Source organism: Streptomyces phyllanthi, assembly GCF_009377205.1.
GTDB lineage: Bacteria > Actinomycetota > Actinomycetes > Streptomycetales > Streptomycetaceae > Streptomyces > Streptomyces phyllanthi.
Window position 1 is genome coordinate 16,332 of record NZ_VJZE01000033.1, and the last position, 22,406, is coordinate 38,737.

The window sequence follows — 22,406 nt, forward strand, 5'->3', positions numbered from 1 at the left end:
TGGCTGGCTGGCTGGCGCAGAAACACACTCTGCGCTGCGCGGTCCAGCGGCGGACAACGCCGCCACGGCCGGCACCAGGGCCACGGCGCCGGCCGTGAGGGTGAAGAGCCGGCCGTACTCGGTGGCGGTGAGCGCCTTCCGCGGGCAGCGCGAGCAGACCGCCCAGCCACACCGCCGTGGCCGGCAGATGCAGCGCGGAGACCGGGATCGCCACCGGGACCCGGATACCGGCCGAGGCGTGTTCGGCGGCGGCCCGGGTGAGGGCCCGGCCTGCGGAGAACAGCGCTCCCGCCCAGCGCGCTGCCGTTCCGAACCGCGGTGCCGGGCGGGCTGATCGGATGCCGCTCGCCTGCCGGGGTGACCGGTCCGCGGTACGGCACTCGTACCCGGGCCGGTCATCTCGTCCGCGCCCGATCCGCTGGTCAGTGCAGCCGGGCGGTCAGGCGGTACCGGCCGGACGGCAGCCGGTAGGAGGACACCCTGCCGTCGTGACCGAGGAAACGCACCCCGTCCACTCGCGCCAACGGGGTGCGCCCCTCCCGGACAGCGTCGGCGGAGGCGGCCGGAAGGCGCAGGGTCGCCTCGCTGTTCGCGGGCACGACCGCGTCGTACAGCAGGGTCCGGCCGGCGTCGTCGAGCGCCCACTCGCTTCTGATCTCGCCGTACGGTGACTCGTACGAGCCGGACACCCGCGTGATCCTTCCGGTGGGATCGAGGTGGGGTTGCAGCACGAAGTGTTTGAAGCCGGGGCTGTCCGGGTCGCGCGCGATGCCGGCCATGTACGCGTACATCCACTCCATGATCGCGCCGTAGGCGTAGTGGTTGAAGGAGTTCATGCTGACCGGGCCGAAGCCGTCGTCCTCGGAGTAGGAGTTCCAGCGCTCCCAGACGGTGGTGGCGCCGTTCCTCACCGAGTACAGCCAGGACGGCAGCGCGTCCTGGTGCAGCAGCTTGTACGCCAGGTCCGCGCGGCCCTCGTCGGTGAGGACGGGGGCGAGGACGTTGACGCCGAGGAAGCCGACGGACAGCGTGTTCTCGGCGTACCCGACCCGGCTGCTGTTCGGGTGCGCCGCCTTGTAGGCCGCGTCGTTGCCGATGTTGTCGGCCAGGTGCCCGACGAGGGCACGGCGTTGCGCCTCCGTCTCGTAGAACCCGAGTTTCAGGACCCACAGCAGTGCCGACTGGCTGTTGTCCTCCGTCTTCTGGTCGGGGTCGGCGCCCGGTTCGATCGGGGACGCGTCACCCAGGCTGGACCTGACCGTGACGCGGTCGCCCTCCGTGCTCAGGTACTTGGTGATGAACGCCTGCTTGATGCGTCCGAAGAGCTGCTCGTACTCCTTCCCCTCCTCCGTCCGGCCGATCGCGCGGGCCATCTGTGCCATCAGCTGCGCGACGTAGCCGTAGTAGACGTCGCTCATGAGCTGGGCGCTGGTCTTCTGCGGCGCCAGCCAGTCGCCTGTGAGGGATCCTTGTCCGGCGTGGGAGTCGCCGGTCTGCTCCCGGATCCAGTCCAGGTAGCGGGTCATCGCGGGCCAGTTGTCCTTGACGATGGTCACGTCACCGGTCATCTGCCACACGGTCCAGGGGAGGATGACACCGCAGTCCGCCCAACCGCTGCCGCCTCCGGGGAAGTTGTACCGTCCGCCGGGGGCGACCCCGGTGAACTGAGCCTTGTCCATGCCGTAGATGGTCTGGGAGTCGACCACCGTGTCCTGGAAGTGGCTGAGGAAGACGCCGGCGTCCGCGTTGTACAGGCCGGTCACGGAGAAGACCTGTGTGTCGCCGGTCCAGCCGAGGCGTTCGTCGCGCTGCGGGCAGTCGGTGGGCACCCAGAGGTAGTTGCCGCGCTGGCCCCACCGGATGTTGCTCGCCAGTTTGTTGATGTCGGGGTCGTTGGTGGTGACGGTGCCGGTCTCGCGGATCGCGGAAGTGGCGACCTTTCCGGTCAGGCCGGTGATCGTGACGGTGTCCGTCGTGGTGACGGACACGTAGCGGAAGCCGTAGAAGGTGAGGGAGTCCTGATGGGTCTCGCCGTGCCGGTCGCCCTTGAGGATGTACGTACTGGTGGCCTTGGCGCTGCGGAGGTTGGCCCGGTAGACGGACCCCTCGGGGCCGTCCGCGCCGGCGCTGTCGTCGTTGAGCATCTCGCCGAACCTGAACTCGACCCGGGCACCGGCCGGGCCGCGCAGGCTGTAGCGGGCGACCCCGACCATGTTCTGGCCGAGGTCGAAGACGGCGGTGTCGCCGGCGCCGATCGTGACGGAGGCGGAGGCCGCCTTGTCGGGGTCGGTCACGGTCCGGGCGGGGTCCACGACGATGCGCCCCCTGCCGCCCGGGCTGCCGTCCTGTCCGGTCACTCCGGTGGCGACGGTGATCGACCGCGGTCGGCGGTCCCACTTCGGCATCAGACGTGCCGTTTCGCCCGGGTAGGCGAGGAGTCGCACGTCCGGGTGCTTGTCCTCGAGGGCGACTCGCTCCACGTCCCCCCAGGCGGAGTCGTCGAACCCGTGCGCCGTCCAGCCCGGCAGTTCCCTTCGGGCGTCGTAGGTCTGGCCGTCGTAGATGTCGTCGGCACGGCAGGGGCCGGTGTCGGTGGCCTTCCAGCCGCCGTCCGGCCTGGTGACGACCGTCTGCGACGTGCCGTCGGCGTACCGGATCAGCAGTTTGGCCTTGACCGCCAGGGCGTTGCCGTCCTTGGAGTAGTACGTGCTGCCGTCGGAGACGCGGCCGTTGTACCAGCCGTTGCCCAGGACGAAGGCGAGAGTGACCGCCCGCTCCCCTGTCACGTGATCCGTGACGTCGTACGTCATGTAGTCGATGCGCGTGTCGTAGTTCGTCCAGCCCGGGGGCAGCAGCTCGGTCGTGGTGCCGCCGTCCAGCGGAACGGTCACGTGGCGCCCGTTGACGTGGGCCTCGTACACACCGAGGGCCGAGACGTACAGCCGTGCCTCGCGGACCTGTGGCTGGTCCTCGGGGAGGCTCGCCGTCCTGAGGTGTTCCTCCTTCCTCAGCATCGGCGCGCCGGGTGAGTGGGGTGTCTTCCCCTTCATACCGATCCAGTGCGCGCCGTCCCATCCGGCCGCACCGTCGGTGCTCATGAGGCCGGTCTCGAATGAGGAGGGGAATGCGACACCGACCGGGTGGCCTTCCGCGTCCCAGACGGTGACGGTCCAGTGATAGCGGGTCGAGGGGCTGAGCGGTTCGCCCGCGTAGCGGACCGCCACGGAGTCGGAGGAGCGGACGCGCCCGCTGTTCCAGACATCCGCGCGGGCGGTGGACAGCTTGTCCGGCGACGTCGCGACGATGATCTGGTACGCGCCCTGCTTTTGGCCGCGGGCTGCCGACCCCATGCGCCAGCCGAAACGCGGTCGGGCGGCGTCCACACCCAGGGGACTCGTGCGGTGTTCCACGGTCAGCCCGCACACCGCGGCATTCTCCGTGTGGGGGGAGGATGCCGCGTGCGCGCTTCCGCCGCCCGCGCCGCCGGCCACTACAGGCACAGCGCCTGCCGTCGCCACGAGCACGCTCCGGCGGCGGACTCCCCCGCCGCCGGGACGACCGCTGTTCTCGGCATCACGGGCCGCACCGTCCGCGTCGTGTCGCGCATGGCTCACACCTTCGTCCTTTCGGTTTCCCGCAACGTGTTCCCGGCACCGGTCAGGGGCCGGCCTGGTAGTCGGCGTCCATCTCGCCGAGGAGTCGCTTGGGCGTGGACTGCCCGCTGAAGATCTCCTGGAGGCCGCTGAGCATGGTCTGCTGGACCTTGGCGTTGGGCCAGAGCTGGTCCATGAACGGCACCGTGCGGTCCTCCTGGATGAACGTGGACAGTTCCTCCAGGGAGGGGTCGACCGCATAGCCCGTGTCGGGGAGTGAGGGCAGACCCCCCTGCTTCTTGACGAAGAGGTTCATGCCCTTGGGCGACATCACGAAGTTCACGAACTTCAGCGCCAGGTCCTCGTTCTTCGCCTTGGCGTTCACTCCGTAGCCGGCACCCGCCGCGGCCGGGATGAGGGTCCCGGACGGGTCGTCGGTGGCCGGCAGTGCCTTGAAGCTGAACGTGCCCTTCGGGTTCTTCCCCTTGAGGAGGGCGATCACCCAGTTGCCCTGGACGATGCCGAGCGTCTTGCCGGTGGCGGCGAGGCCTTGGCTGGCTTCGTAGTTGGTGCCCAGTGGGTTCTTCTGGAAGCAGCCGGTCTTCTCCATCGTGAGGTACTTGTCCAGGGCGGTGGTCCACGGCGACTTGGCGAAGGTGACCTGGCCGCCCTGCATCTTCTTGTCGAAGTCCCGGTCGTCGCCGTAGACGGTCGTGGCGACCAGCGCGTACAGGACGAGCTGGGTCACCCAGTTGTCCTGGTTGCCCAGCGCGAAGGCGGGCGTTCCCTTGGCCTTCGCTGCCCGGCAGAAGTCCAGCAGCTTCGTCCAGGTGTCCGGCGGGGTGAGCCCGGCCTTCGCCATGGCCTGCTCGTTGTAGACCGCGCCGATGCCGTTGAGCCCGAAGACCGCGTTGTACGTCTTCCCCTCGTACTGCGCCACGCTCTTGACGGCGTCGGGCAGTTTCGCGGCCCAGGGCTGATCCGAGAGGTCCCGCAGGTAACCGGGCTTGGCCAGGACGTAGGTGGCGCCCGGGTTGCCGTTGCCGGGCCAGACCGACATGACGTCGGGTGCGGTGCCCGAGGACAGCTGGGTCCTGATCTGCTGCTGGTACTGGTCGGCACCGCTGGTGGTGAAGCGGACCTTGACGCCCGGGTTGGCCTTCTCGAACGCCTTGACCACGTCCTCGACCGAACCCTGGTCGACCGAGGCGAGGGTCAGCGTCTTCGAATCGCCGCCGGAGCTTGCCTTGGTGCCGCCGCTGCAGGCGGCGAGCACGGCGGCGGCCGTCACCGCTGCGGCCAGGGTCACGGGTGTGCGTGTCTTCATGATGTCCCCCTCGGGGAAGAGCCACCGGACGTGGGTGAAGGGCGGGCGTCGCGAGTCATCCCCGCAGCCCTCCCGCGAAGCCGTTGATGATGCTGCGCTGCAGCACGAAGTAGACGATCAGGACGGGCAGGATGCTGGTCACCAGGGCGGCGAAGATGAGGTTCCAGTCGGTGACGTACTGGCCGACGAAGCCGGCGATGGCCACCGGCATGGTCTGCTGGGCACTGCCGCTGAGGTACAGCAGCGGGGTGAAGAAGTCGTTCCAGACGGCCACGGCGTTGAGTACCAGGGCCGTCACCGTGACCGGTTTGAGCATCGGCAGGACCACGTACCGGAAGCTCTGCAGGGATGTGCAGCCGTCGATCAGGGCCGCGTCCTCGAAGTCGCGGGGCAGCGCCCGCAGGAAGCCGACGTACAGGAAGACGGTGAACGGCACCTGCAGGCCGGAGTAGAAGAGGACCAGCGCCCACGGGGTGCCGAGCAGCCCCATGTCGCGCATGGTCTGGTACAGCGGCAGCGAGGCGAGCTGGAAGGGCAGTACCAGGCCCAGGAGGAACATCAGGTACGTACCCCGCGACCAGCGGGCCGCGACACGAGCCAGGGGGTACGCCGCCGCCGACGAGACGGCCAGCACGATGACGACACTGCAGACCGTCACCAGCACGCTGTTGCCCAGCGCGCCGCCGAGCGCGCCCTGCTGCCAGGCCTGTGTGAAGTTGTCCAGGGTGGGCGAGGAGGTCGGAGTGATCGGGGACGAGGTGTCCGACGCCGGCCGCACGGCAAGGTTGACCAGGACGTACACCGGGAAGCCCACGACCAGGGCGATCGCGATCATCGCGAGTTCCAGCGCGAGGGTGCGCCTGCGGTATCGGTTCATGAGGCGGCCCTCTCGTTGCGGGACAGCACGAGGTACTGCCCCGTGGAGGCGACGGCCACGATGATGGTGAGGACCACCGCGAGCGCGATGCTGTAGCCGAACTCGCCGAGGGTGAACGCGTCCTTGTAGATCAGTGTCGAGATGGTGTCGGTGGCGTGCCCCGGCCCGCCGCCCGTCAGCGCGTAGACCTGGTCGAAGAGCTTGAGCCCTCCGATGATCGACAGCATCAGGTTGATGGTGAAGGCAGGGGCCAGCAGCGGCCGCGTAACCGACCAGAAGCGCCGCACGGGCCCCGCCCCGTCGATGGCCGCCGCCTCATGGACCTCCTTCGGCACCGACTGGAGTCCCGCCAGGAAGATGACCATCGAGTAGCCCGCGAACTGCCAGACGATCACTGCGACCACCGCCCACAGTGCGAGGCGCGGGCTGCCCAGCCAGTCCTGTCGCAGGCCGCCCAGTCCGACGGCGTCCCACAGGCTGTTGACCGCACCGTCGGGGCCCAGCAGATTCCGCCAGAGGTAGGCGGTCACGATCGGGGTGATCACGGCGGGCGCGAACAGGAACACCCTGAGCAGGTTCCGGGACTTGATGGCCGTGTTGACTCCGAGGGCCAGCAGGAGGCCCAGTCCGTTCTGGACGACCGTGATCGACACGGCGATCAGCAGCGTGTGCCCGATGGCCTGCATCGCGTCGGGATCACGGAGCATGTCGGAGAAGTTGTCCAGGCCCACGAAGGAGAAGTGGGGATCCAGACCGTCCCAGTCGGTGAAGGCGTAGTAGAGACCGCGGGCGCTCGGCACCAGGACGACGAACGTGAACAGCAGCAGCGCGGGCAGCGCGAACCACCAGGGCGGCGTGGTTCGCGCCCGCCGGACTCGTGGTGCCGGTTCCGCGTCCGGAGACCGCTCGCGGTCCGGACGCTGCTTGTGCGGGGCCAGGGCCACCGGGGCACCTCCTTTTTGAAACGTTTCATACACACTGCTGGACAGGGTTTCGATCAATGCGAGGTTCAGGGTCGTGCCGTCGTCCGGCTGGTTCGGGCCTGCGCAGGGTCGGAAGACTCGCCCTGGTTTTGGGTAACGTTCCCCACAAGGTGTGGCCAGACCCTAGAGAGCGGCCCGCGTGACGTCAAGATGCCGCACATGCTGCACGATTGTTACGGCGGTGAGGCCGCTCAGATCCTCTGCGACACCTGCCGATCCACGGACTCTGCCCTACACTGATCGGCAACGTTTCCCACGGGGAGGAACCGGATGGAGCCGCCGGCACCACGTCGCAGGGTCACCATCGTCGATGTCGCGCGTCACGCCCAGGTGTCCACGACCGCCGTGTCCAAGGTGCTGCGCAACGCGTACGGAGCCAGCCCCGAGATGCACGCGAAGGTCCGGCGCGCGATCGACGAGCTGGGCTACCGTCCGCACGCCGGAGCCAGAGGCCTGCGGGGGCAGACCTACACCATCGGCGTGATGCTGCCCGACATCCGCAACCCCTTCTTCCCCGAGATCCTCGACGGCATCACCGCAACACTGGAAGGCACCGAGTACCAGGTGTTCCTGGGGCCCGGCTGCAACGGGGAGAAGGCGGAGGCCCGCGTCACGGAAGCGATGATCGACCGCGGCATGGACGGCATCATCATGATCGCGCCCGTGTCGTCGCGCGCCCACCTCGAACACGTTGCCTCCTCCGTGCCGACCGTCGTCGTCGGCCGGCACGGGTCCTCTCCGGTGTACGACACGGTGGCGGACGACGACATCGAGGGTGCGTCCTTGGTCGTCGGTCACCTCGCCGGACTCGGGCACCGCCGGATCGCCCACATCGAACATCGCGAAACCGACCCGACGCGGCTCGCCGAGATGCCCAACGCCCGGCGCGCCGACGGATACAGGCAGGCCATGCGCGCCCATGGCCTCGCGGAGTGGATCGACGTCGTCTCCACGAGCTACACCCAGGAGGGCGGCTACCAGGGCGCGAAGGAGCTTCTGGACCGCCCCCACCCTCCCACGGCCGTGTTCGCCGGAGCTGACGTCGTTGCCATGGGTGTGCTGGAAGCGGTCGCCGAGGCCGGGCTCTCCGTTCCGGGTGATGTCTCGGTGGCCGGCTACGACAACACCACGTTCGCCGCGCTCGGCCCGATCTCACTGACCAGTGTCGACCAGGCGGGCTACGAGATCGGCAGGAACGCCGCCCGCCTCCTCCTGGACCGGATGGCCGACCGGCAGAGGCCCCCGGTCAGGATCAAGCTGTCCCCCGCGCTTGTGCCGCGCAGGACCACCGCCCCGCCACCGGAATAGGCCAACGGCGCCGCACCGCGGCGGGGAGCCCGAGCGCGAGGGCCACCGGCTGTTCGCCGCCGAGCCGGCACGGATGGGTGCGAAGGTCGCCGAGGGCGAGATGGCCTGGGGCCTGCGAAGGTCGCCGAGGGTGGGATGACCTGAAGCTGACGCCCATGACCGTACCGAGCACGGACTTCGCGCGCTCCGACGCTTCCGTCGACGGTGTCCGCCGCCGGTGGCCGGCCACGGCGGCAGGCGACGTGGAGGCCATGCGCGCCCTGACGCACGTGCTCGGATCACTCGTGGCGCGTACGTGGACCGTTGTACTGCTGGTCGGTGACCGGCTCGGCCCAGGTGGTCTCGGTCGTGGCCTCGCCCGCGCCCTCCCACATGGTTCCGGGGCCGCGCCGTCGGCGGTGCCGCCCCGGATGTGGCCGCCTGTGCGGTCAGGGCGTCAGGAGGGCCTTGATGGCACGGCGCTCGTCCATCGCCTTGTAGCCCTCCGCGACCTGCTCCAGGGGCAGGGTGAGGTCGAAGACCTTGCCCGGGTTGATCCGGCCGGAAAGGACACGGTCGATCAGGTCGGGCAGGTAGCGGCGTACGGGGGCGGGGCCGCCGCGCAGGCCGACGTGGGAGAAGAACAGTTCCACGCCGTCGAACCGCACCTCGTGCGGGACGCCGACGAAGCCGACGTTGCCACCGGGCCGGGCGGAGTGCAGGGCCTGCCGCATGGACTCGGCGGTGCCGACGCACTCCAGCACGGAGTCGGCGCCGATGCCGCCGGTGAGGTCCTTGACGCGGGCGGTACCTTCCTCGCCGCGTTCACTGATGATGTCGGTGGCACCGAACTCGCGGGCGAGCTTCTGGCGGGATGCGTGGCGGGACATGGCGATGATCCGCTCGGCGCCGAGTTCCTTGGCGGCGATGACGCCGCACAGGCCGACGGCTCCGTCACCGACGACGACGGCGGTTGAGCCGGGCCGGACTTCGGCGGCGAGGGCGGCGTACCAGCCGGTGCCCATCACGTCGGAGACGGCGAGCAGGCTGGTCACGAACTCGTCGGCCGGGTGGCCGTCCGTGGCGACGAGGGTGCCGTGCGCGTTGGGGACGCGGACGTACTCGGCCTGGCAGGTGCTCATGAACTCGCGGTGCAGGCAGGAGGACTGCCAGCCGTTGCGGCAGTTCGCGCAGGTGTTGTCCGAGGTGGCGAACGAGCCGACCACGAACTGTCCCGGCTTGACGGAGGTGACCTCGCTGCCGACCTCCTCGACGATGCCGACGTACTCGTGCCCCATCGGGTGGGGATCACCGATGGGCTCCAGGCCGCGGTAGGGCCACAGGTCCGAGCCGCACACGCAGGTGGCGACCGTGCGGATGACCGCGTCGGTCGGCCGGCTGATCCTCGGGTCGTCGAGGTTCTCGAAGCGCACGTCGCCGGGGGCGTGTATGACTGCTCCGCGCATGGGTGGGTCTTCCTTCACTGCGAGGGTCCATGTACCGCAGCCGGGGTCGGGAACGGCTGCTCACGGTCGACCCTCACACACGAGGGCAAGGGCGATAAGCGGAGAAAAACATCCTGGGAGAAGAACATCCTGGGAGTGAATTCTCCCCCCTTTGCCAGGGGGGATCGGTGCCATGCTGGGAAGCATGAGCAGCAACGTCCCCCTCAACGAGCTGGGAGAGTTTCTCAAGAAGCGCCGCTCGGAGCTGAGCCCCCGCACAGTCGGACTCCCCGAGAGCGGCCGGCCTCGCCGGGTGGCGGGGCTGCGCCGTGAGGAGGTCGCACAGCTCGCCAACATCAGCACCGACTACTACACCCGGCTCGAACAAGGACGTATGCAGGCCTCCGCGCCGGTACTGGACGTCCTCGCCCGGGCACTTCACCTGGACGACGACGAGCGGGGCTACCTCTTCCAGCTCGCGGGCAAGACGACCACCCGCACCCGGCGCCGCGGCAGGCAGAAGGTCCAGCCTCAACTGCAGCGGGTCCTGGACGACCTCACCGCCACCCCGGCCCTCGTCCAGGGCCGGCGCGGGGACATCCTCGCCTGGAACTCGCTGGCCGCCGCCCTGGTCACCGACTTCTCCCGCATCCCCGAGAAGCACCGCAACTATCCCCGGATCCAGTTCAGCGACCCGGCCATGCGCACCCTGTACGCCGACTGGGAGACCTCGGCACAGATCTCCGTGGCCCAGCTGCGGATGGAGGCCGCGAAGTATCCGGAGGACCCCCGTCTGATCGAGCTGGTCGGTGAACTGTCCACGCGCGACAAGCAGTTCGCCAAGTGGTGGGGCGACCACCGGGTCGCCGCCCGCACCGTGGGCACGAAGACCCTCAACCATCCGGTCGTCGGAGAACTCGTCCTGGACTGGGACACCCTCACCGCCAACACCGACCCCGACCAGCACCTGACCGTCTGGACCGCGGCCCCCGGCTCGCCCACTCACGACAGGCTGCGCATCCTCGCCTCCTGGGCCGCCGACCACAACATGTCCGCGTCACAACCACCCATCTGACCCCTCTGAACGCGGTGGATGAATGCCGCGCCGTACAGCACTGGTGCGGAGAGGCGCTGTCACGGACTCCCGGCCCGCGGCCGCCTCGTGACGGCAGCCCGAACCGGAGCGAGGCGCAGCCCCGGCACGCCTGCGGGCCGACCGGCCGCAGGCGGAGGTGACCGTCCAGGTCATCCACGACACCGTGCGGGAGACCGACCCGCGCCGACTCCCGATGCCGAGCCGGCCGTTCTACTTGATCCGGAATTCGGCGAGTTGGAGGCGGTAGCGGGTGGACTCGTCGGAGGCCGGTCTGCCGAGCCTGGTGGCGCGCAGACGCAGGTAGCGGCCGGTGGCGGAGGTGAGTGTGTAGGTCTGGGCGGCTCCACCCGGGTTGGCCTGGCCGGTGACGGTGCGGACGGTGGTGTAGGAGGCGGCGCCGTCGGCGCGGGTCTGCAGGGTGAAGTCGACCGGGAAGCCCGCTGTGCCACCACCGGCCCCGCCGGTGTCGGTGCGCGGGTCGAGGGTGACGGAGCCGATCGCCCGGTCGGCGCCGAGGTCGACCTCGAGCCACACCGGCGTGTCGCTGACATCGGCGGAGGAGAAGTCGATGCTGGTGAAGCCCTTGGCGCCGGCCACGCTGGTGGCGGTGCCGTCCAGCACCCGTGTCTTGCCCCAGTCGCCGTTCTCGAGGGTGTAGTTGCTGGTGACGGTGGTCGCGGCGGTGGGCACGGTGAGTTCGGCGAGCTGGAGGCGGTACTTGGACGTCTCGTCGGACGCGGGGGTGCCGAGCCTGGCCGCCTCCAGGCGCACATAGCGGGCGGTGGTCGTCCTGAACCCGTACGTCTGCACCAGCCCGTCGGGATTCGGCTGGCCGGTGACGGTGCGGACGGTGGTGTACGTACTGGAGCCGTCGGCGCGGGTCTTGAGGGTGAAGTCGACGGGGAAGCCGGCGGTACCGCCGCCCGCCGCAGGCGTGTCGGTGCGGGGGAAGAGGCGCACGGCGTCGAGGTCGGTGTCGGCCCCGAGGTCGATCTCCACCCACACGGGGTTCGCGCTGACGTCGGCGGAGGCGAACTCGTTGCTCGTGTAGCCCCTCGCACCGTTCACGCTCGTGAGTGTGCCGTCCGTGAGCCGGTTCCTGCCCCAGTTGCTGTTCTCCAGGCTGTTGTTGCTGGTGACGGGCCTGCCCAGGGCGAGGTTGTCGAGACGGCCCGTGCCCGTCGCCGTGAACGTCCATGTGCCCGGCTGCACGGTGAGGTACACGTACGAGGAGTCCTTGCCCGCGTAGGTCAGTCCGCTGACGCTGCCGGTGGAGGAGCCGCCGGTGAAGACCGTCGTGCCGTTCGCCTTGATGACGGGCTGGGAGCCGCCGTAAGTGGGCACGCCCACACGGGCGGTCGTGCCGCTCGGCGAGGTGAGCGTCAGGGTCACCTGGGTGCCGTCGCGCACGATGCCGAGGCGGATGTCGCCCTGGACGGTGGGCGTGACCGTGTTGATCCTCGTGAGGGTGCCGGTCTGCGGGACGACCTCGTACTTGGTCCAGCCGGGTTCCGTGGGGCGCACACCGGCCGCGTAGGCGGACAGCGCGTACAGCGGGCCGCCGTTCCACGCGTGGTTGTCGGTGCCGTCGGCCTTGGTCCACAGCTCCCACAGCGTGTGGCAGGCGGGGTCGGCGACCTGCGCGGCGAAGCGGTTGCGCATCCGCTCCTCGGCGACCGTGGCCGCGCCCATCAGATACAGCGCCTCCAGGACGTAGAACTCCATGTACGGGCTGGCGTTGAGGTGCGTGCGCAGCACCTCGGTCACGCCCCGGTGACGGGAGGCGGGGGCCAGGCCCGCCACGACGGCGAGGGCGTTGGCGCGGTCGTCGGTGTCACGGGTGTAGCCGGGTGAGCGGTACTCGTTCCGCGAGGAGTTCCACAGCACACGGTCGAAGTTCGCCTTGACGCTGTCCTGTTGAGCCTTCCATCCGGCCACGTCGCCGCTGTTGCCGCTGAGGTCGGCCAGCTTGGCGGCGGTGTCCAGGGCGAGGTAGTACCAGCAGTTGTCGAGAACGCGGGCGTCGATGTTGGAGCCCCAGTCCTCCCAGTCCCAGTCCCCCGCGCGGTGGGTGACCAGGCCGTCGCCGTCCAGGCTCCACAGGTTCAGGTACCTCTTCACCGCCGGGTAGGCGCCGGTGACGGCGTCGGCGTTGCCGGTGTGGAGGTAGTACGTCCAGAACGACCACACCGAGGCGAGCATCTGGGTGGGCAGTTCGGCGGTCCAGATGACCGACGGTACCGGGGAGAAGAGTGCCCCGCTGGACTTCTGCCAGGAGGCCAGCTGGGAGATGGCCTTCTTGCCGAGTGCGTGGGAGCGGGTGTCGAAGGTGTAGAAGCCCTCCTTGAGCTGGTTGACCACATCGCCCCACCACTGGGCGCGTTCGCGGGTGGGGCAGTCCATGTAGTTGTCCCGCATGTTGACGTACATCGTGCGCGCGGCCTTGCTCCACAGGGTGTCCAGGAAGGCGTCGCTGCTGCTGAACGACCCGGCGAAGTCGGTGTCGTACCCGGACTCCCGGTACTTCAGCTCCAGGATGGTCACGCCGGCCGGGATGGTGTACCGCACGGCCGTCCCGCTCATCCAGCCCAGCGACTCGAACTCCTGCACCCCGCCGGTGCAGACGTAGGTGGCGCGCACGTTGTAGCCGGTCCCGGGCTCGATCCCCGTCAGGTTGGCGCCGTCGTCGTAGTGGTCGGTCTGGACACCGATCACCGCACCGGCCGGGGCGTCCACCTTCAGGAACGGGGTGACCTGGAGGTTGGACGGCAGGGTGGCGGAGATGGCTGTGGAGCCCTGTCCGGTGGACGGCAGTGAGGCGGCGTTCGTGTACGACTTCAGGCCCGAGTAACGGAACTGCGGGATCGGCCGCTCCACCAGAGCGTTCCAGGGCGCGGCTCCCGCGGCACCGGCGTCGGTGGGGGCCGTCCAGGAGCTGTCGTTGAAGCCGGGGGACCGCCAGCCGGACATGACGGTGGCGTTGCGGGCGTCGTAGTGGATGTTCGACTCGGGCAGCCGGAAGTTGGCCTGCGTACCGCTGGTGTTGTTCGAGTAGCCCGGGTGGACGGTGTGCTTCCAGCTGGTGTCGCTGACGAGCCGGCTGGTGGTGGAGCCGGTCGTGATGTCGGACTGGAACAGCAGCCCGCCCCTGCCGCTGCTGTTGTGCGAGAACCCCTGCTTGCCGAAGTGCCACACCAGCAGCGCGACCGTGTTGCCGCCGCTGGTCAGGTACGGCGCGAGGTCGATCTCGTCGTAGTAGGTGTCCGTGCGGTTCGGTCCGCGCTTGAGCCCGCCCTCGAAGACCACCAGCGTGCCGTTCACCCACAGCCAGTACTTGGAGTCGGCGGCAATCTGCGTCACGGCCTTGGAGGGTGCGGAGGAAAGGGTGAACGATCTGCGGAAGGCCACCCACTGGTTCGTCGTGCTGGACGGCGCCCAGATCCACTTCGCCGTCCACGAGACAGCGGCGGACGCCGCCGGTGCAAGGCCGGGAAGGACCAGGGAACCCAGGGTCGGAGCGAGGGCCACGGCTATGGCCGAGCGCAGGGCGGACCGGCGGGAGACGTGCTGCATCGAGGGAGCCTTCCCAGGAGTGCTGTGGGGCAGCGGGTCGGTTGAGGAGGTGGTGGGGCGAGTGGGTCCCCGGGCGGACGGCCACGGGTCACGGCACGGAAGGCACCGGGCCCTTTTGCCTTCTGAGCTGGGCCCATCTGCCTCGCTAGGGGTGTCGAGTCACCTGGTGGATGGGGGCGAGCGTCGACGGGGAGCATGCGTCCTGAATCGATTCAATCCTGTATCTGCAGGCGCGATCCTGAGCCCTCAGCACGACCATGTCAATAATCCGCGCAGGAAAATGGGTAACGTTACCCGTCAGAAGTCCGGCGACCCTCCGCCCACAGCACCGGTACTGAGGCACGCGCCGGATGTCTTCGTGGCGGACGGCCGGTCCGCAAGCCGGGCTTGGTCGTCTGGCTGCTTCCGGTCGGGCCGTTGTCGGGCTGTTCCTGTTGGGCAGCGTCCGGGCGACAGGGCAGCCGGCGGGGCCGGCCGTCCACAACACGTGCACCGAAGATCGTCGGCGTGCTGGGCGAATGACCGACGGAGCCGGACGAAGCCCCCTCCCCCGGTCATTCGCCCAGCAGCCGGCGCAGCCAGCGCAGCCGGGCGGCACGGGCGTCCACGGAAAGCGCGGCCTGCGGCACGAGGCCGTCGAACCCGTGGAAGCCGCCCGGCCATACGTGGAGTTCGGCGCTGCCGCCCGCCTGCCATACCCGGGAGGCGTAGGCGACGTCCTCGTCGCGGAAGGTCTCCGCGGAGCCGACGTCGATGAAGGCCGGAGGCAGGTCCGAGAGGTCGTCCGCGCGGGCCGGAGCGGCGTACGGCGAGACGTCGTCGGTCCCGCGTGCCTCACCCAGCAAGGCGCTCCAGCCGGTCTCGTTGGCGGTGCGGTCCCAATGGCCGAGGCCTGCCATCTGGTGGGAGGACGGTGTGTCGTTGCGGTCGTCGAGCATCGGGCACATCAGCACCTGGCCGATGGCGCGGGGACCCCCGCGGTCGCGTGCGAGAAGCGCGAGCGCTGCGGCGAGTCCGCCACCCGCGCTGCCGCCTGCCAGGATGATGCGGTCCGGGTCGCCGCCGATCTCCCTGGCGTGTTCCGCCGTCCACAGCAGTCCCGCGTAGCAGTCCTCCACCGGAGCCGGGTGCGGATGCTCCGGGGCCAGCCGGTACTCCACCGACACCACGACCAGGCCCAGTTCCTCGGCCCAGTCGAGTGGGAGTGCCAGCCGGTTCGTGCCCACGACCATGCCACCGGGGTGCGTGAAGTAGACGATCGGGCGTGGGCCCGGCGCACCGGTGGGCCGGCAGATCAGCAGCGACACGTCCGGTGCGCCCGGCGGGCCGGGCACCGCCCGTTCCCGCACCTCGAAGAGCCCACCGCGGCTCAGTTCCTCGTCCGTCATGAGCGCGAGCAGGGCGCCGATCTGCTCGCGCGCGGCGGGGATGCCGTCCGGGGTCGCCGTGGTCGGCGCCAGGTCGCCGAGCTCCACGAGCGCGGCGGCCAGCTCCGGATCGAACGGCGGAGGGGGCGTGGTCATCAGGTTCTCCTTGCGGATCGGTCGCGGACCCGGGCGCGGCATGCTCGGAAAGCGCGGGCAGCGTCGCGCAGGCGTGCGGTGGGGTGTCCGCTCGTTGAGCGCGCGCCGAGCCCGCGACGAGCACGGCGCCCGCCGAGGTGGACAGGGCTGTGGCATGGATGGAAGGCGGCGCTTCGGCGTGCGCCGGGAAAGGCCACGCCTGCGACACTCATGACACCGCTGACGCCCTTGACCGCGGGGTCGCATCCGTCCGGCCGAGCAGCGGGATGCGCGGCTTCTCGTTGACGCGTGCGGTGCGGGGCGCCTGCGAAGCCAGTGCTGTGACCGGGAAGGTTCACCGGCTCGCGACGCCCGGCACGGCTCCCCCACGCTCGGCTTCTCCCCCACGCTCGGCTGCGCTCGAGCGGGAGGTGCCCCCACCGCGGGAGGGACCCCCACCGCCGCGTTGTCGCATCACCCGAGTACGTCCAGTACACGGGCGATGCTCCGCCTTGCGATGCTCCCCCACTGCCTGGACGGCGTGGGAGGTGCCCCAGCACCGGACGCCGCGAGGTTTCCGGCAACCTTCCCGGCCACAGCACTGGGCGAGCGGCACGGTAGCCGGGCGCACCGTTCGCCGTCCAGCCCTCCTCACGCATCGGCAAGGATTCCCGGGACAGCCGCTCGTGTCGCTTTCAGGCCGATTCCCGCACGTGGATCCGGAGCGGGTCCTGGATGGGGCCGACGGGGGCCTGCCTGTGTTCCAGGGCGTCGATGATGCGGCGGGCCAGGCCCCGCGCGACGGCGTCGGTGTCGCGGACGACCGTGGTCAGCGGTGGCCTGGCCAGAGCCGCGCCGGGGATGTCGTCGACACCGATCACGGCCAGGTCGTGCGGTGCGCGCAGCCCGAGGGACTGCAGGGCGACCAGCACGGCCATGGCGACGTCGTCGTTGAACGCGCAGATGCCGGTCACCGGTGGGTCCGCGGCGAGCCATGCCTTCACCGCTTCCACGGCACGGTCGGGATCCAGGGGGATGGTTCGGACGTCCGGTTCCGGAAGGCCGAGTTCGTCACAGACCTTGCGGACGCCCTCCAGTCGCGGCCGGGCCAGCACACCGAGCCTCGTCAGGTCCGGGTAGGCGTAGCCGAGCCGGCGGTGCGCGTCGGCGAGGTGGCGGGCCTGCGCCGCGCCGATCGGTTCCTCCGACACCAGCGGAGGCCGGGCCTTCCCCTGCGCCGAGCCGTGCATCGCCATGACGACCTCGATGCCGGCCGCCCGCATCGCGTCGGCCTCGGACTCGGGAAAGTCCTGCAGGGCCAGCACCGCCGCGGGCGTGACGGTCTTCCAGATCTCCCGCAGGGGCCGGGCCGGATGAGCCGAGGAGTGCACGAGGAAGGTGAGCTCGTGTTCGGCGAAGGCGTTGGTCAGCTGCTGGATGAGCCGTCCGAGGACATGCTCGATCGGCCAGTCCGGCAGCAGACCGAGCACGATGTCGGAGCGTCCCGTCCGCAGCGCGCGCGCCGCTGCCGACGGCGCGTAGCCGAGCCGGGCGGCCGCGTCCCACACCCGACGGCGCGTCGCCTCGGGGATCTTCTGGTGCGGGGTGTCGTTGAGTACGTAGCTCACCGTCGCGCGCGAGACTCCGGCCTCCCGTGCGACATCCCCGCTGGTCACCCGTCTGCCGTTGGACGTCCCGGCCATGCACCCCACCCTCTGACAGACACCTCTTGTCAAAGCCCACGACTGCGGGCTAGCTTACCCGCACAGTTTACCTACACGTTTAAGTGGCGCGATTAAGTAACGTTCCGCGGCAGGAGCACGTCGGCTCCGGCCGGGCGCTGCCCCCTTCGGGCCCCACGGCCCCCCGTCCCCGGTACTCGACGAAGAGGACCCATGTCTGACCTGAAAACCACCCCGAGGAGCCCCTGGAAGACCGCGATCCTCGCCGGCATGGCCTCCTACCTGGACGCCGCGGCCCTGGTGACGTCGGGAATCGCGATCGGCGGTTACTACGCCGCTCCTCTCCAGCTCAGCGCCGGGACCATCGGGTCCCTGCTGGGGTTGCAGACCCTGGCGTTCGCGGCCGGTGCGCTGTTCGGCGGCCGACTGGGTGACCGGTTCGGCCGCCGGACGATCTTCACCTTCTCGCTCATGCTCTACGCGGTCGGCGTCCTGCTGCTCCTCGTGGCAGCGGGCCCCGCCCTGCTGTACGCCGGTGTCGTGGCCACCGGTCTGGCCATCGGCGCGGACCTCCCCGTCTCGCTCGCACTCGCCAACGAGGAGGCGCCGGAGGGCAAGAAGGGCACCATGGTGGTGTTCTCCGGCATGCTCTGGCTCGCCGGCATCGTGGCCGTGCTGGGCCTGAGCTCCTTCATGGGAGTGCAGGGCATACTCGGCGGGCGGATCCTCTTCGCCCATCTGCTGGTCGTGGCGGTCCTCGTCCTGCTCCTGCGCCTGACCCTCCGTGAGTCGGCCGAATGGGCGGCCGCACGCCGGGCCGCCCAAGCGCGCACGACCGCGGACTCCGAGGCCATCGAGTTCAGCCGTGTCCGGGATCTGTTCCGGGCGCCGACCCTCTACGCCCTGATCGCGACGGGCCTGTACTACGCCACCTGGAACCTCGGCGCGAACACCCTCGGACAGTTCGGCACCTACCTGTGGACCTCCCTGGCCAAGGGGGAGGTCGCGCAGTACTCGCAGCTGACCCTCATCGGACTGCCGGTCGGCTTCCTCGCCGGTCTGGTGTTCATGCGGGTCGTCGACCGTCCCGCCAGGCATGCCTGGTTCGCCTTCGGCACGGCTCTGATCGTCATCGCCTGGGCGCTGCCCGCGCTCCTGGGGCCCGGCAAGTTCACCCTCGTCGCCGTCATGCTCGTCTCCGGCCTCGGCAACTCCTTCGCCGGCGAGTCCATCTACAAGGTCTGGTCCCAGGAACTCTTCCCCACCCTGCTGCGGGCCACCGCCGGCGGTGTGACGATGGCCTTCACCCGGGGCGTCGCCGGACTGGCCGCCCTGGGCACACCCGCCTTCGCCCTGGGCCACACCCGGCTGTTCTTCGGCCTGCTCCTCGGCTTCACGGTGGTCGCGGCGGTCGTCGGCATGGTCTGGGTGCCGCGACTGCCCAAAGCCACCCACCAGCCCGAAGAGCCCGCCGACCCGAGCGGCGCTCCCGAAGCGGAGACGACCGGAAAGGCGGCCCTGTGATCCGCCATCACGACTTCCAGCACAACGGCAGGACGCTGCGCTCCACGCTGCACATCCCCGAAGGACCGACCGGGACCCGCCGCCCGACCGCCGTGTTCGTCCACGGCTTCACCTCCAACCGGCTCGAACTGCCGAACTTCGTCGCCATGTCCCGGCTGCTGGAGGCCCATGGAATCGCCTCGGTCCGTTTCGATCTCTCGGGCCACGGCGAGAGCGACGGCGACTTCTTCGACGTGACCATCACCGGTGAGATCGCCGAAACCCGCTCGGTGCTGCGGACGGTCCGGACCCTCGACTTCGTCGACCCCGACCGTATCGGGCTGGTTGGCATGAGCATGGGAGGCGTGGTCGCCGGCATCGTCGCCGCCGAGGAACCGGGCATCGCCGCGCTGTGCCTGTGGTCCCCGGCGGCGGTCGCTCCGTTCGAGATCGGCAAGGGCTTCCTCAAAGGCCGCGACATCGCGGCAGAGGTCGAGGAGAAGGGCTACTTCGACGCCGACGGACACCGGATGAGTTCCGCTCTCGCCGAGGACATCGCGGGTCTCGACGTCTACGGGCGGTCGAGCGGGTACCCGGGCCCCGTCAACATCCTCCACGGCGACAAGGACGACATCGCTCCCCTCGCGTACGCGCGCCGCTACCTGGACCACTACGACGGCAACGCGCACCTCGAGATCGTCGAGGGCGCCGACCACGCCTGGGCAACCGTGCCGCACCGCACCACGCTGCACCGGTCCACGCTGCGATTCCTCCGGAGGCACCTCCAGCGATGAAGACGCCGAGCATCGAGGCACTCCGCACGACGGACACCACAACGACGGTCATCGGGCTGCACACCGCGGACGACTCCGGTCTCGTGGCCACCCCGCACCCCGCACCCCGTCTGTCGTGGAGGCTGGCGAGCGCAAGGCCGGACGTCCTGCAACACGCCTACGAAATCCAGGTGTCGGCCGACCGGTCCTTCAGCCACACGGCGTCCAGCGGGGAGGTCGAGTCCGACCTGGTGACCGACCACCCCTGGCCGGCCACTCCGCTGCGCAGCCGCGAGGTCCGTCACTGGCGGGTCCGTGTCCGCACCGACCTGGGGTGGACGGAATGGAGCGCACCGGTCCGCGTGGAGGCGGCGCTGCTCGACGAGACGGACTGGACGGCCCGTCCCGTCCATGTCCCCAGTGACCGGGGCCGCACCTCCCCCGGCCCCGTGCCGCTGCTCCGCCGGGAGTTCACGCTCCCGGCGGAGCCGGCGTCCGCTCGCCTGTATGTGACCTCGCTGGGAGTCCACCGCACCGCGATCAACGGCCGTTCCGTCTCCGACGAACTGCTGGAACCCGGCTGGACCAGCTACCCCAACCGGCTGCTCTACGCCACCTACGACGTCACCGGCCTGCTCACCACCGGCCGCAACGCCCTCACCGCCGCGGTCGGCGACGGCTGGTACCGCGGCCATCTCACCTGGCACAAGAACCGCGGCGTCTACGGCGACACAACGGCACTGCTCGCCCAACTCGAAGTCACCCTGACCGACGGCACCACCGTCACGGTCGCCACCGACGGCCACTGGCGAGGCGGCTACGGCGACCTGCTGGCGGCGGACCTGTACGACGGCTGCGAACGCGACCTCCGCCACGAGCCCCACGGCTGGCAGCTGCCGGGCTTCAACGTCCGCGACTGGGAGCAGGCCGCCACACTCCCCCTGCCCGCCGGGCTGACCCAGCGGGCCCACCCACCCGTACGCGTCGTCCAGGTCATCCGGCCCGAGCGACGGACACTGCCCGACGGCACCATCGCCGTGGACGCGGGCGAGAACATCACCGGCTGGCTGAGGCTCCGCGCCGGCGGTCCGGCAGGAAGCACCGTCACCGTCCGGCACGCCGAGGTCCTGGACGGCGACGGCCGCCTGCTGACCAGCCTCCTGCGCGGCGCACGCGCCACCGACCAGTACACCCTGTCCGGTGACACCGTCGAACTGGAGCCGGAGTTCACCTTCCACGGCTTCCGGTACGCCGAGATCCGCACCTCCCCCGGCGTCACCATCGAGGCGGTGGAGGTCGACGTCGTGGCCGGCGACCTGCGCCGCATCGGCGGGTTCCACTGCTCCGACGAGCGCGTGAACACGCTGTACGACAACGTCGTACGCTCCCAGCGCGGCAACTTCCTCGCCGTACCCACGGACTGTCCGCAACGCGACGAGCGGCTCGGCTGGACCGGCGACATCATGGCCTTCGCCCCGACGGCGTGCGCCACGTTCGACAGCCGTGCCTTCCTCGACAGCTGGCTCACCGACCTGAGCATCGAGCAACGACCGGACGGCGCGGTGCCGTTGGTGATTCCGGATGTGCCGCTCGGTGATCTGCCGCCGACCGAGCTGCCGTTCGCCGGCACCGCCGCGGGCTGGGGCGACGCCGCCACCGTCGTACCGACCGCTCTCTTCGACGCCTACGGCGGGCGCGAACTGCTGGGCCGCCATTACCCGGCGATGCGCGCGTGGGTCGGGTTCACGGTCGACCACCTGGACGAGGACGGGACGTGGAGCGGCAACGCGCAGCTCGGTGACTGGCTCGACCCGGCCGCGCCCCCGGAGGACCCGGCACGCGCCACCACCGACTCCGCCTACGTCGCCACCGCCTTCGTCGCACACAGCGCCCGCCTGCTCGCCGACGCGGCCCGCGAGCTGGGCCACGTCGACGACGCCGACCGGTATGCGGCCCTGCACCGGCGTACCGCCGAAGCCGCCTGGCGGAAGTGGGGCGACCACGCCCGGACCACCCAGACCGGATGCGCGCTCGCCCTCCAGTTCGACATCGTGCCCGCCGCCGAACGCGCCGCGGTGGGCGAGGCCCTCGCCGCCCTGGTCCGCGCGTGCGGCGGACGCATCGCCACCGGCTTCCTCGGCACACCCTTCGTCCTGTCCGCCCTCACCGGCACCGGCCACACGACCGAGGCGTATCAGCTCCTGCTCAACACCGAGTGTCCGGGCTGGCTCTATCAGGTGGCCCGTGGTGCCACCACCATGTGGGAGCGGTGGGACGCCATACGTCCCGACGGCAGCATCGACGTCGAGAAGGCCGGGACGATGCTTTCGTTCAACCACTACGCCTACGGTTCCGTCGCCGCCTGGCTCTACCAGTCCGTCGCAGGGCTGCGGGCCGCCTCTCCGGGCTACCGCGCCATCGAGATCGCTCCCCGCCCCGGCGGCACGCTCACCTCCGCCGAGGCCTCGATCGCCACCCCGTACGGCACGGCATCCGTCGCCTGGTCGCTCAGCGGCACCGCCTTCACGGTGGACGCCGTACTGCCACCCGGCACGACCGGACGTTTCCTCCCGCCCGAAGGCTGGCGCTCCGCACAGGCCATCAGCCGACTCGGATCCGGAACCCACCGCCTGGTCCTGCTTCCCGACGCCAGTCCCTGAACTCACCGCGACCGTCGCACCTGACCGTCGCACCTGATCGTCGCACCTGCCAGACGGCCTGAGCATCCGTCCGGGGTCGGTAGCCGCTGCCCCTCACCCCTCACC

The 22,406-nt window shown here is 70.1% G+C and carries 13 protein-coding genes; 5 read left to right on the forward strand and 8 right to left on the reverse strand.

Annotation, left to right across the window (positions count from 1 at the left end; translation table 11 throughout):
• Nucleotides 1-422: 422 nt before the first annotated feature.
• The 4 genes from FNH04_RS07765 to FNH04_RS07780 all read right to left on the reverse strand — a co-directional run bounded on the left by FNH04_RS07765 (nt 423) and on the right by FNH04_RS07780 (nt 6,741).
• Nucleotides 423-3,491, reverse strand: coding sequence for a family 78 glycoside hydrolase catalytic domain (locus tag FNH04_RS07765; RefSeq protein WP_449343786.1), 3,069 nt, complete (start codon nt 3,489-3,491; stop codon nt 423-425).
• Between the two features lie 166 nt (nt 3,492-3,657).
• The gene (locus FNH04_RS07770; protein ID WP_152781688.1) at nt 3,658-4,920 is read right to left on the reverse strand and encodes an ABC transporter substrate-binding protein; all 1,263 of its coding nucleotides are present in this window, start codon (nt 4,918-4,920) and stop codon (nt 3,658-3,660) included.
• Nucleotides 4,921-4,975: 55 nt separating this feature from the next.
• Nucleotides 4,976-5,797, reverse strand: a complete 822-nt coding sequence (locus FNH04_RS07775) for a carbohydrate ABC transporter permease (protein ID WP_152781690.1) — start codon at nt 5,795-5,797, stop codon at nt 4,976-4,978.
• Nucleotides 5,794-6,741 (reverse strand): carbohydrate ABC transporter permease, encoded by a 948-nt coding sequence (locus FNH04_RS07780; protein WP_322722725.1) that lies wholly within the window; start codon nt 6,739-6,741, stop codon nt 5,794-5,796. Before FNH04_RS07780 ends, FNH04_RS07775 begins: the two co-directional genes overlap by 4 nt.
• A gap of 309 nt (nt 6,742-7,050) precedes the next feature.
• Here FNH04_RS07780 and FNH04_RS07785 point away from each other — a divergent pair, with 309 nt between their 5' ends.
• Nucleotides 7,051-8,088, forward strand: coding sequence for a LacI family DNA-binding transcriptional regulator (locus tag FNH04_RS07785; protein WP_152781692.1), 1,038 nt, complete (start codon nt 7,051-7,053; stop codon nt 8,086-8,088).
• Between the two features lie 428 nt (nt 8,089-8,516).
• On the opposite strand, the gene FNH04_RS07790 is transcribed toward FNH04_RS07785, so the two are convergent.
• The gene (locus FNH04_RS07790; protein ID WP_152781694.1) at nt 8,517-9,533 is read right to left on the reverse strand and encodes a zinc-dependent alcohol dehydrogenase family protein; all 1,017 of its coding nucleotides are present in this window, start codon (nt 9,531-9,533) and stop codon (nt 8,517-8,519) included.
• A 184-nt stretch (nt 9,534-9,717) separates the two neighbouring features.
• Here FNH04_RS07790 and FNH04_RS07795 point away from each other — a divergent pair, with 184 nt between their 5' ends.
• The gene (locus FNH04_RS07795; protein ID WP_228031216.1) at nt 9,718-10,587 is read left to right on the forward strand and encodes a helix-turn-helix domain-containing protein; all 870 of its coding nucleotides are present in this window, start codon (nt 9,718-9,720) and stop codon (nt 10,585-10,587) included.
• Between the two features lie 231 nt (nt 10,588-10,818).
• Here the strand turns inward: FNH04_RS07795 and FNH04_RS07800 are convergent, their stop codons facing one another.
• The 3 genes from FNH04_RS07800 to FNH04_RS07810 form a co-directional block, all read right to left on the reverse strand.
• Nucleotides 10,819-14,181, reverse strand: coding sequence for an alpha-L-rhamnosidase-related protein (locus FNH04_RS07800; RefSeq protein ID WP_152781697.1), 3,363 nt, complete (start codon nt 14,179-14,181; stop codon nt 10,819-10,821).
• A gap of 554 nt (nt 14,182-14,735) precedes the next feature.
• On the reverse strand, nt 14,736-15,704 hold the full coding sequence (locus tag FNH04_RS07805) for an alpha/beta hydrolase (protein ID WP_152781699.1): 969 nt from the start codon (nt 15,702-15,704) through the stop codon (nt 14,736-14,738).
• Between the two features lie 674 nt (nt 15,705-16,378).
• Nucleotides 16,379-17,386 carry a LacI family DNA-binding transcriptional regulator gene (locus FNH04_RS07810; RefSeq protein ID WP_152781701.1) on the reverse strand — a complete coding sequence of 336 codons (1,008 nt, stop codon included), beginning with the start codon at nt 17,384-17,386 and terminating at the stop codon, nt 16,379-16,381.
• A gap of 192 nt (nt 17,387-17,578) precedes the next feature.
• On the opposite strand from FNH04_RS07810, the gene FNH04_RS07815 reads away from it, so the two are divergent.
• Genes FNH04_RS07815 through FNH04_RS07825 form a run of 3 tightly spaced genes read left to right on the forward strand, consistent with a single transcriptional unit; the run spans nt 17,579 to nt 22,301 of the window.
• Nucleotides 17,579-18,889, forward strand: a complete 1,311-nt coding sequence (locus FNH04_RS07815) for an MFS transporter (protein WP_152781703.1) — start codon at nt 17,579-17,581, stop codon at nt 18,887-18,889.
• Nucleotides 18,886-19,662 carry an alpha/beta hydrolase family protein gene (locus FNH04_RS07820; protein WP_322722726.1) on the forward strand — a complete coding sequence of 259 codons (777 nt, stop codon included), beginning with the start codon at nt 18,886-18,888 and terminating at the stop codon, nt 19,660-19,662. The genes FNH04_RS07815 and FNH04_RS07820 overlap by 4 nt, the downstream gene beginning before the upstream one ends.
• A complete protein-coding gene (locus FNH04_RS07825) occupies nt 19,659-22,301 on the forward strand; it encodes an alpha-L-rhamnosidase (RefSeq protein ID WP_152781705.1) in 2,643 nt (880 codons plus the stop codon). The genes FNH04_RS07820 and FNH04_RS07825 overlap by 4 nt, the downstream gene beginning before the upstream one ends.
• Nucleotides 22,302-22,406: the final 105 nt, after the last annotated feature.

Bases quoted from the DNA above. Each gene is read 5' to 3' on its own strand.
- FNH04_RS07770 (WP_152781688.1), bottom strand. From the start codon at position 4,920: ATGAAGACACGCACACCCGTGACCCTGGCCGCAGCGGTGACGGCCGCC.
- FNH04_RS07775 (WP_152781690.1), bottom strand. From the start codon at position 5,797: ATGAACCGATACCGCAGGCGCACCCTCGCGCTGGAACTCGCGATGATC.
- FNH04_RS07785 (WP_152781692.1), top strand. From the start codon at position 7,051: ATGGAGCCGCCGGCACCACGTCGCAGGGTCACCATCGTCGATGTCGCG.
- FNH04_RS07790 (WP_152781694.1), bottom strand. From the start codon at position 9,533: ATGCGCGGAGCAGTCATACACGCCCCCGGCGACGTGCGCTTCGAGAAC.
- FNH04_RS07795 (WP_228031216.1), top strand. From the start codon at position 9,718: ATGAGCAGCAACGTCCCCCTCAACGAGCTGGGAGAGTTTCTCAAGAAG.
- FNH04_RS07800 (WP_152781697.1), bottom strand. From the start codon at position 14,181: ATGCAGCACGTCTCCCGCCGGTCCGCCCTGCGCTCGGCCATAGCCGTG.
- FNH04_RS07805 (WP_152781699.1), bottom strand. From the start codon at position 15,704: ATGACCACGCCCCCTCCGCCGTTCGATCCGGAGCTGGCCGCCGCGCTC.
- FNH04_RS07810 (WP_152781701.1), bottom strand. From the start codon at position 17,386: ATGGCCGGGACGTCCAACGGCAGACGGGTGACCAGCGGGGATGTCGCA.
- FNH04_RS07815 (WP_152781703.1), top strand. From the start codon at position 17,579: ATGTCTGACCTGAAAACCACCCCGAGGAGCCCCTGGAAGACCGCGATC.
- FNH04_RS07825 (WP_152781705.1), top strand. From the start codon at position 19,659: ATGAAGACGCCGAGCATCGAGGCACTCCGCACGACGGACACCACAACG.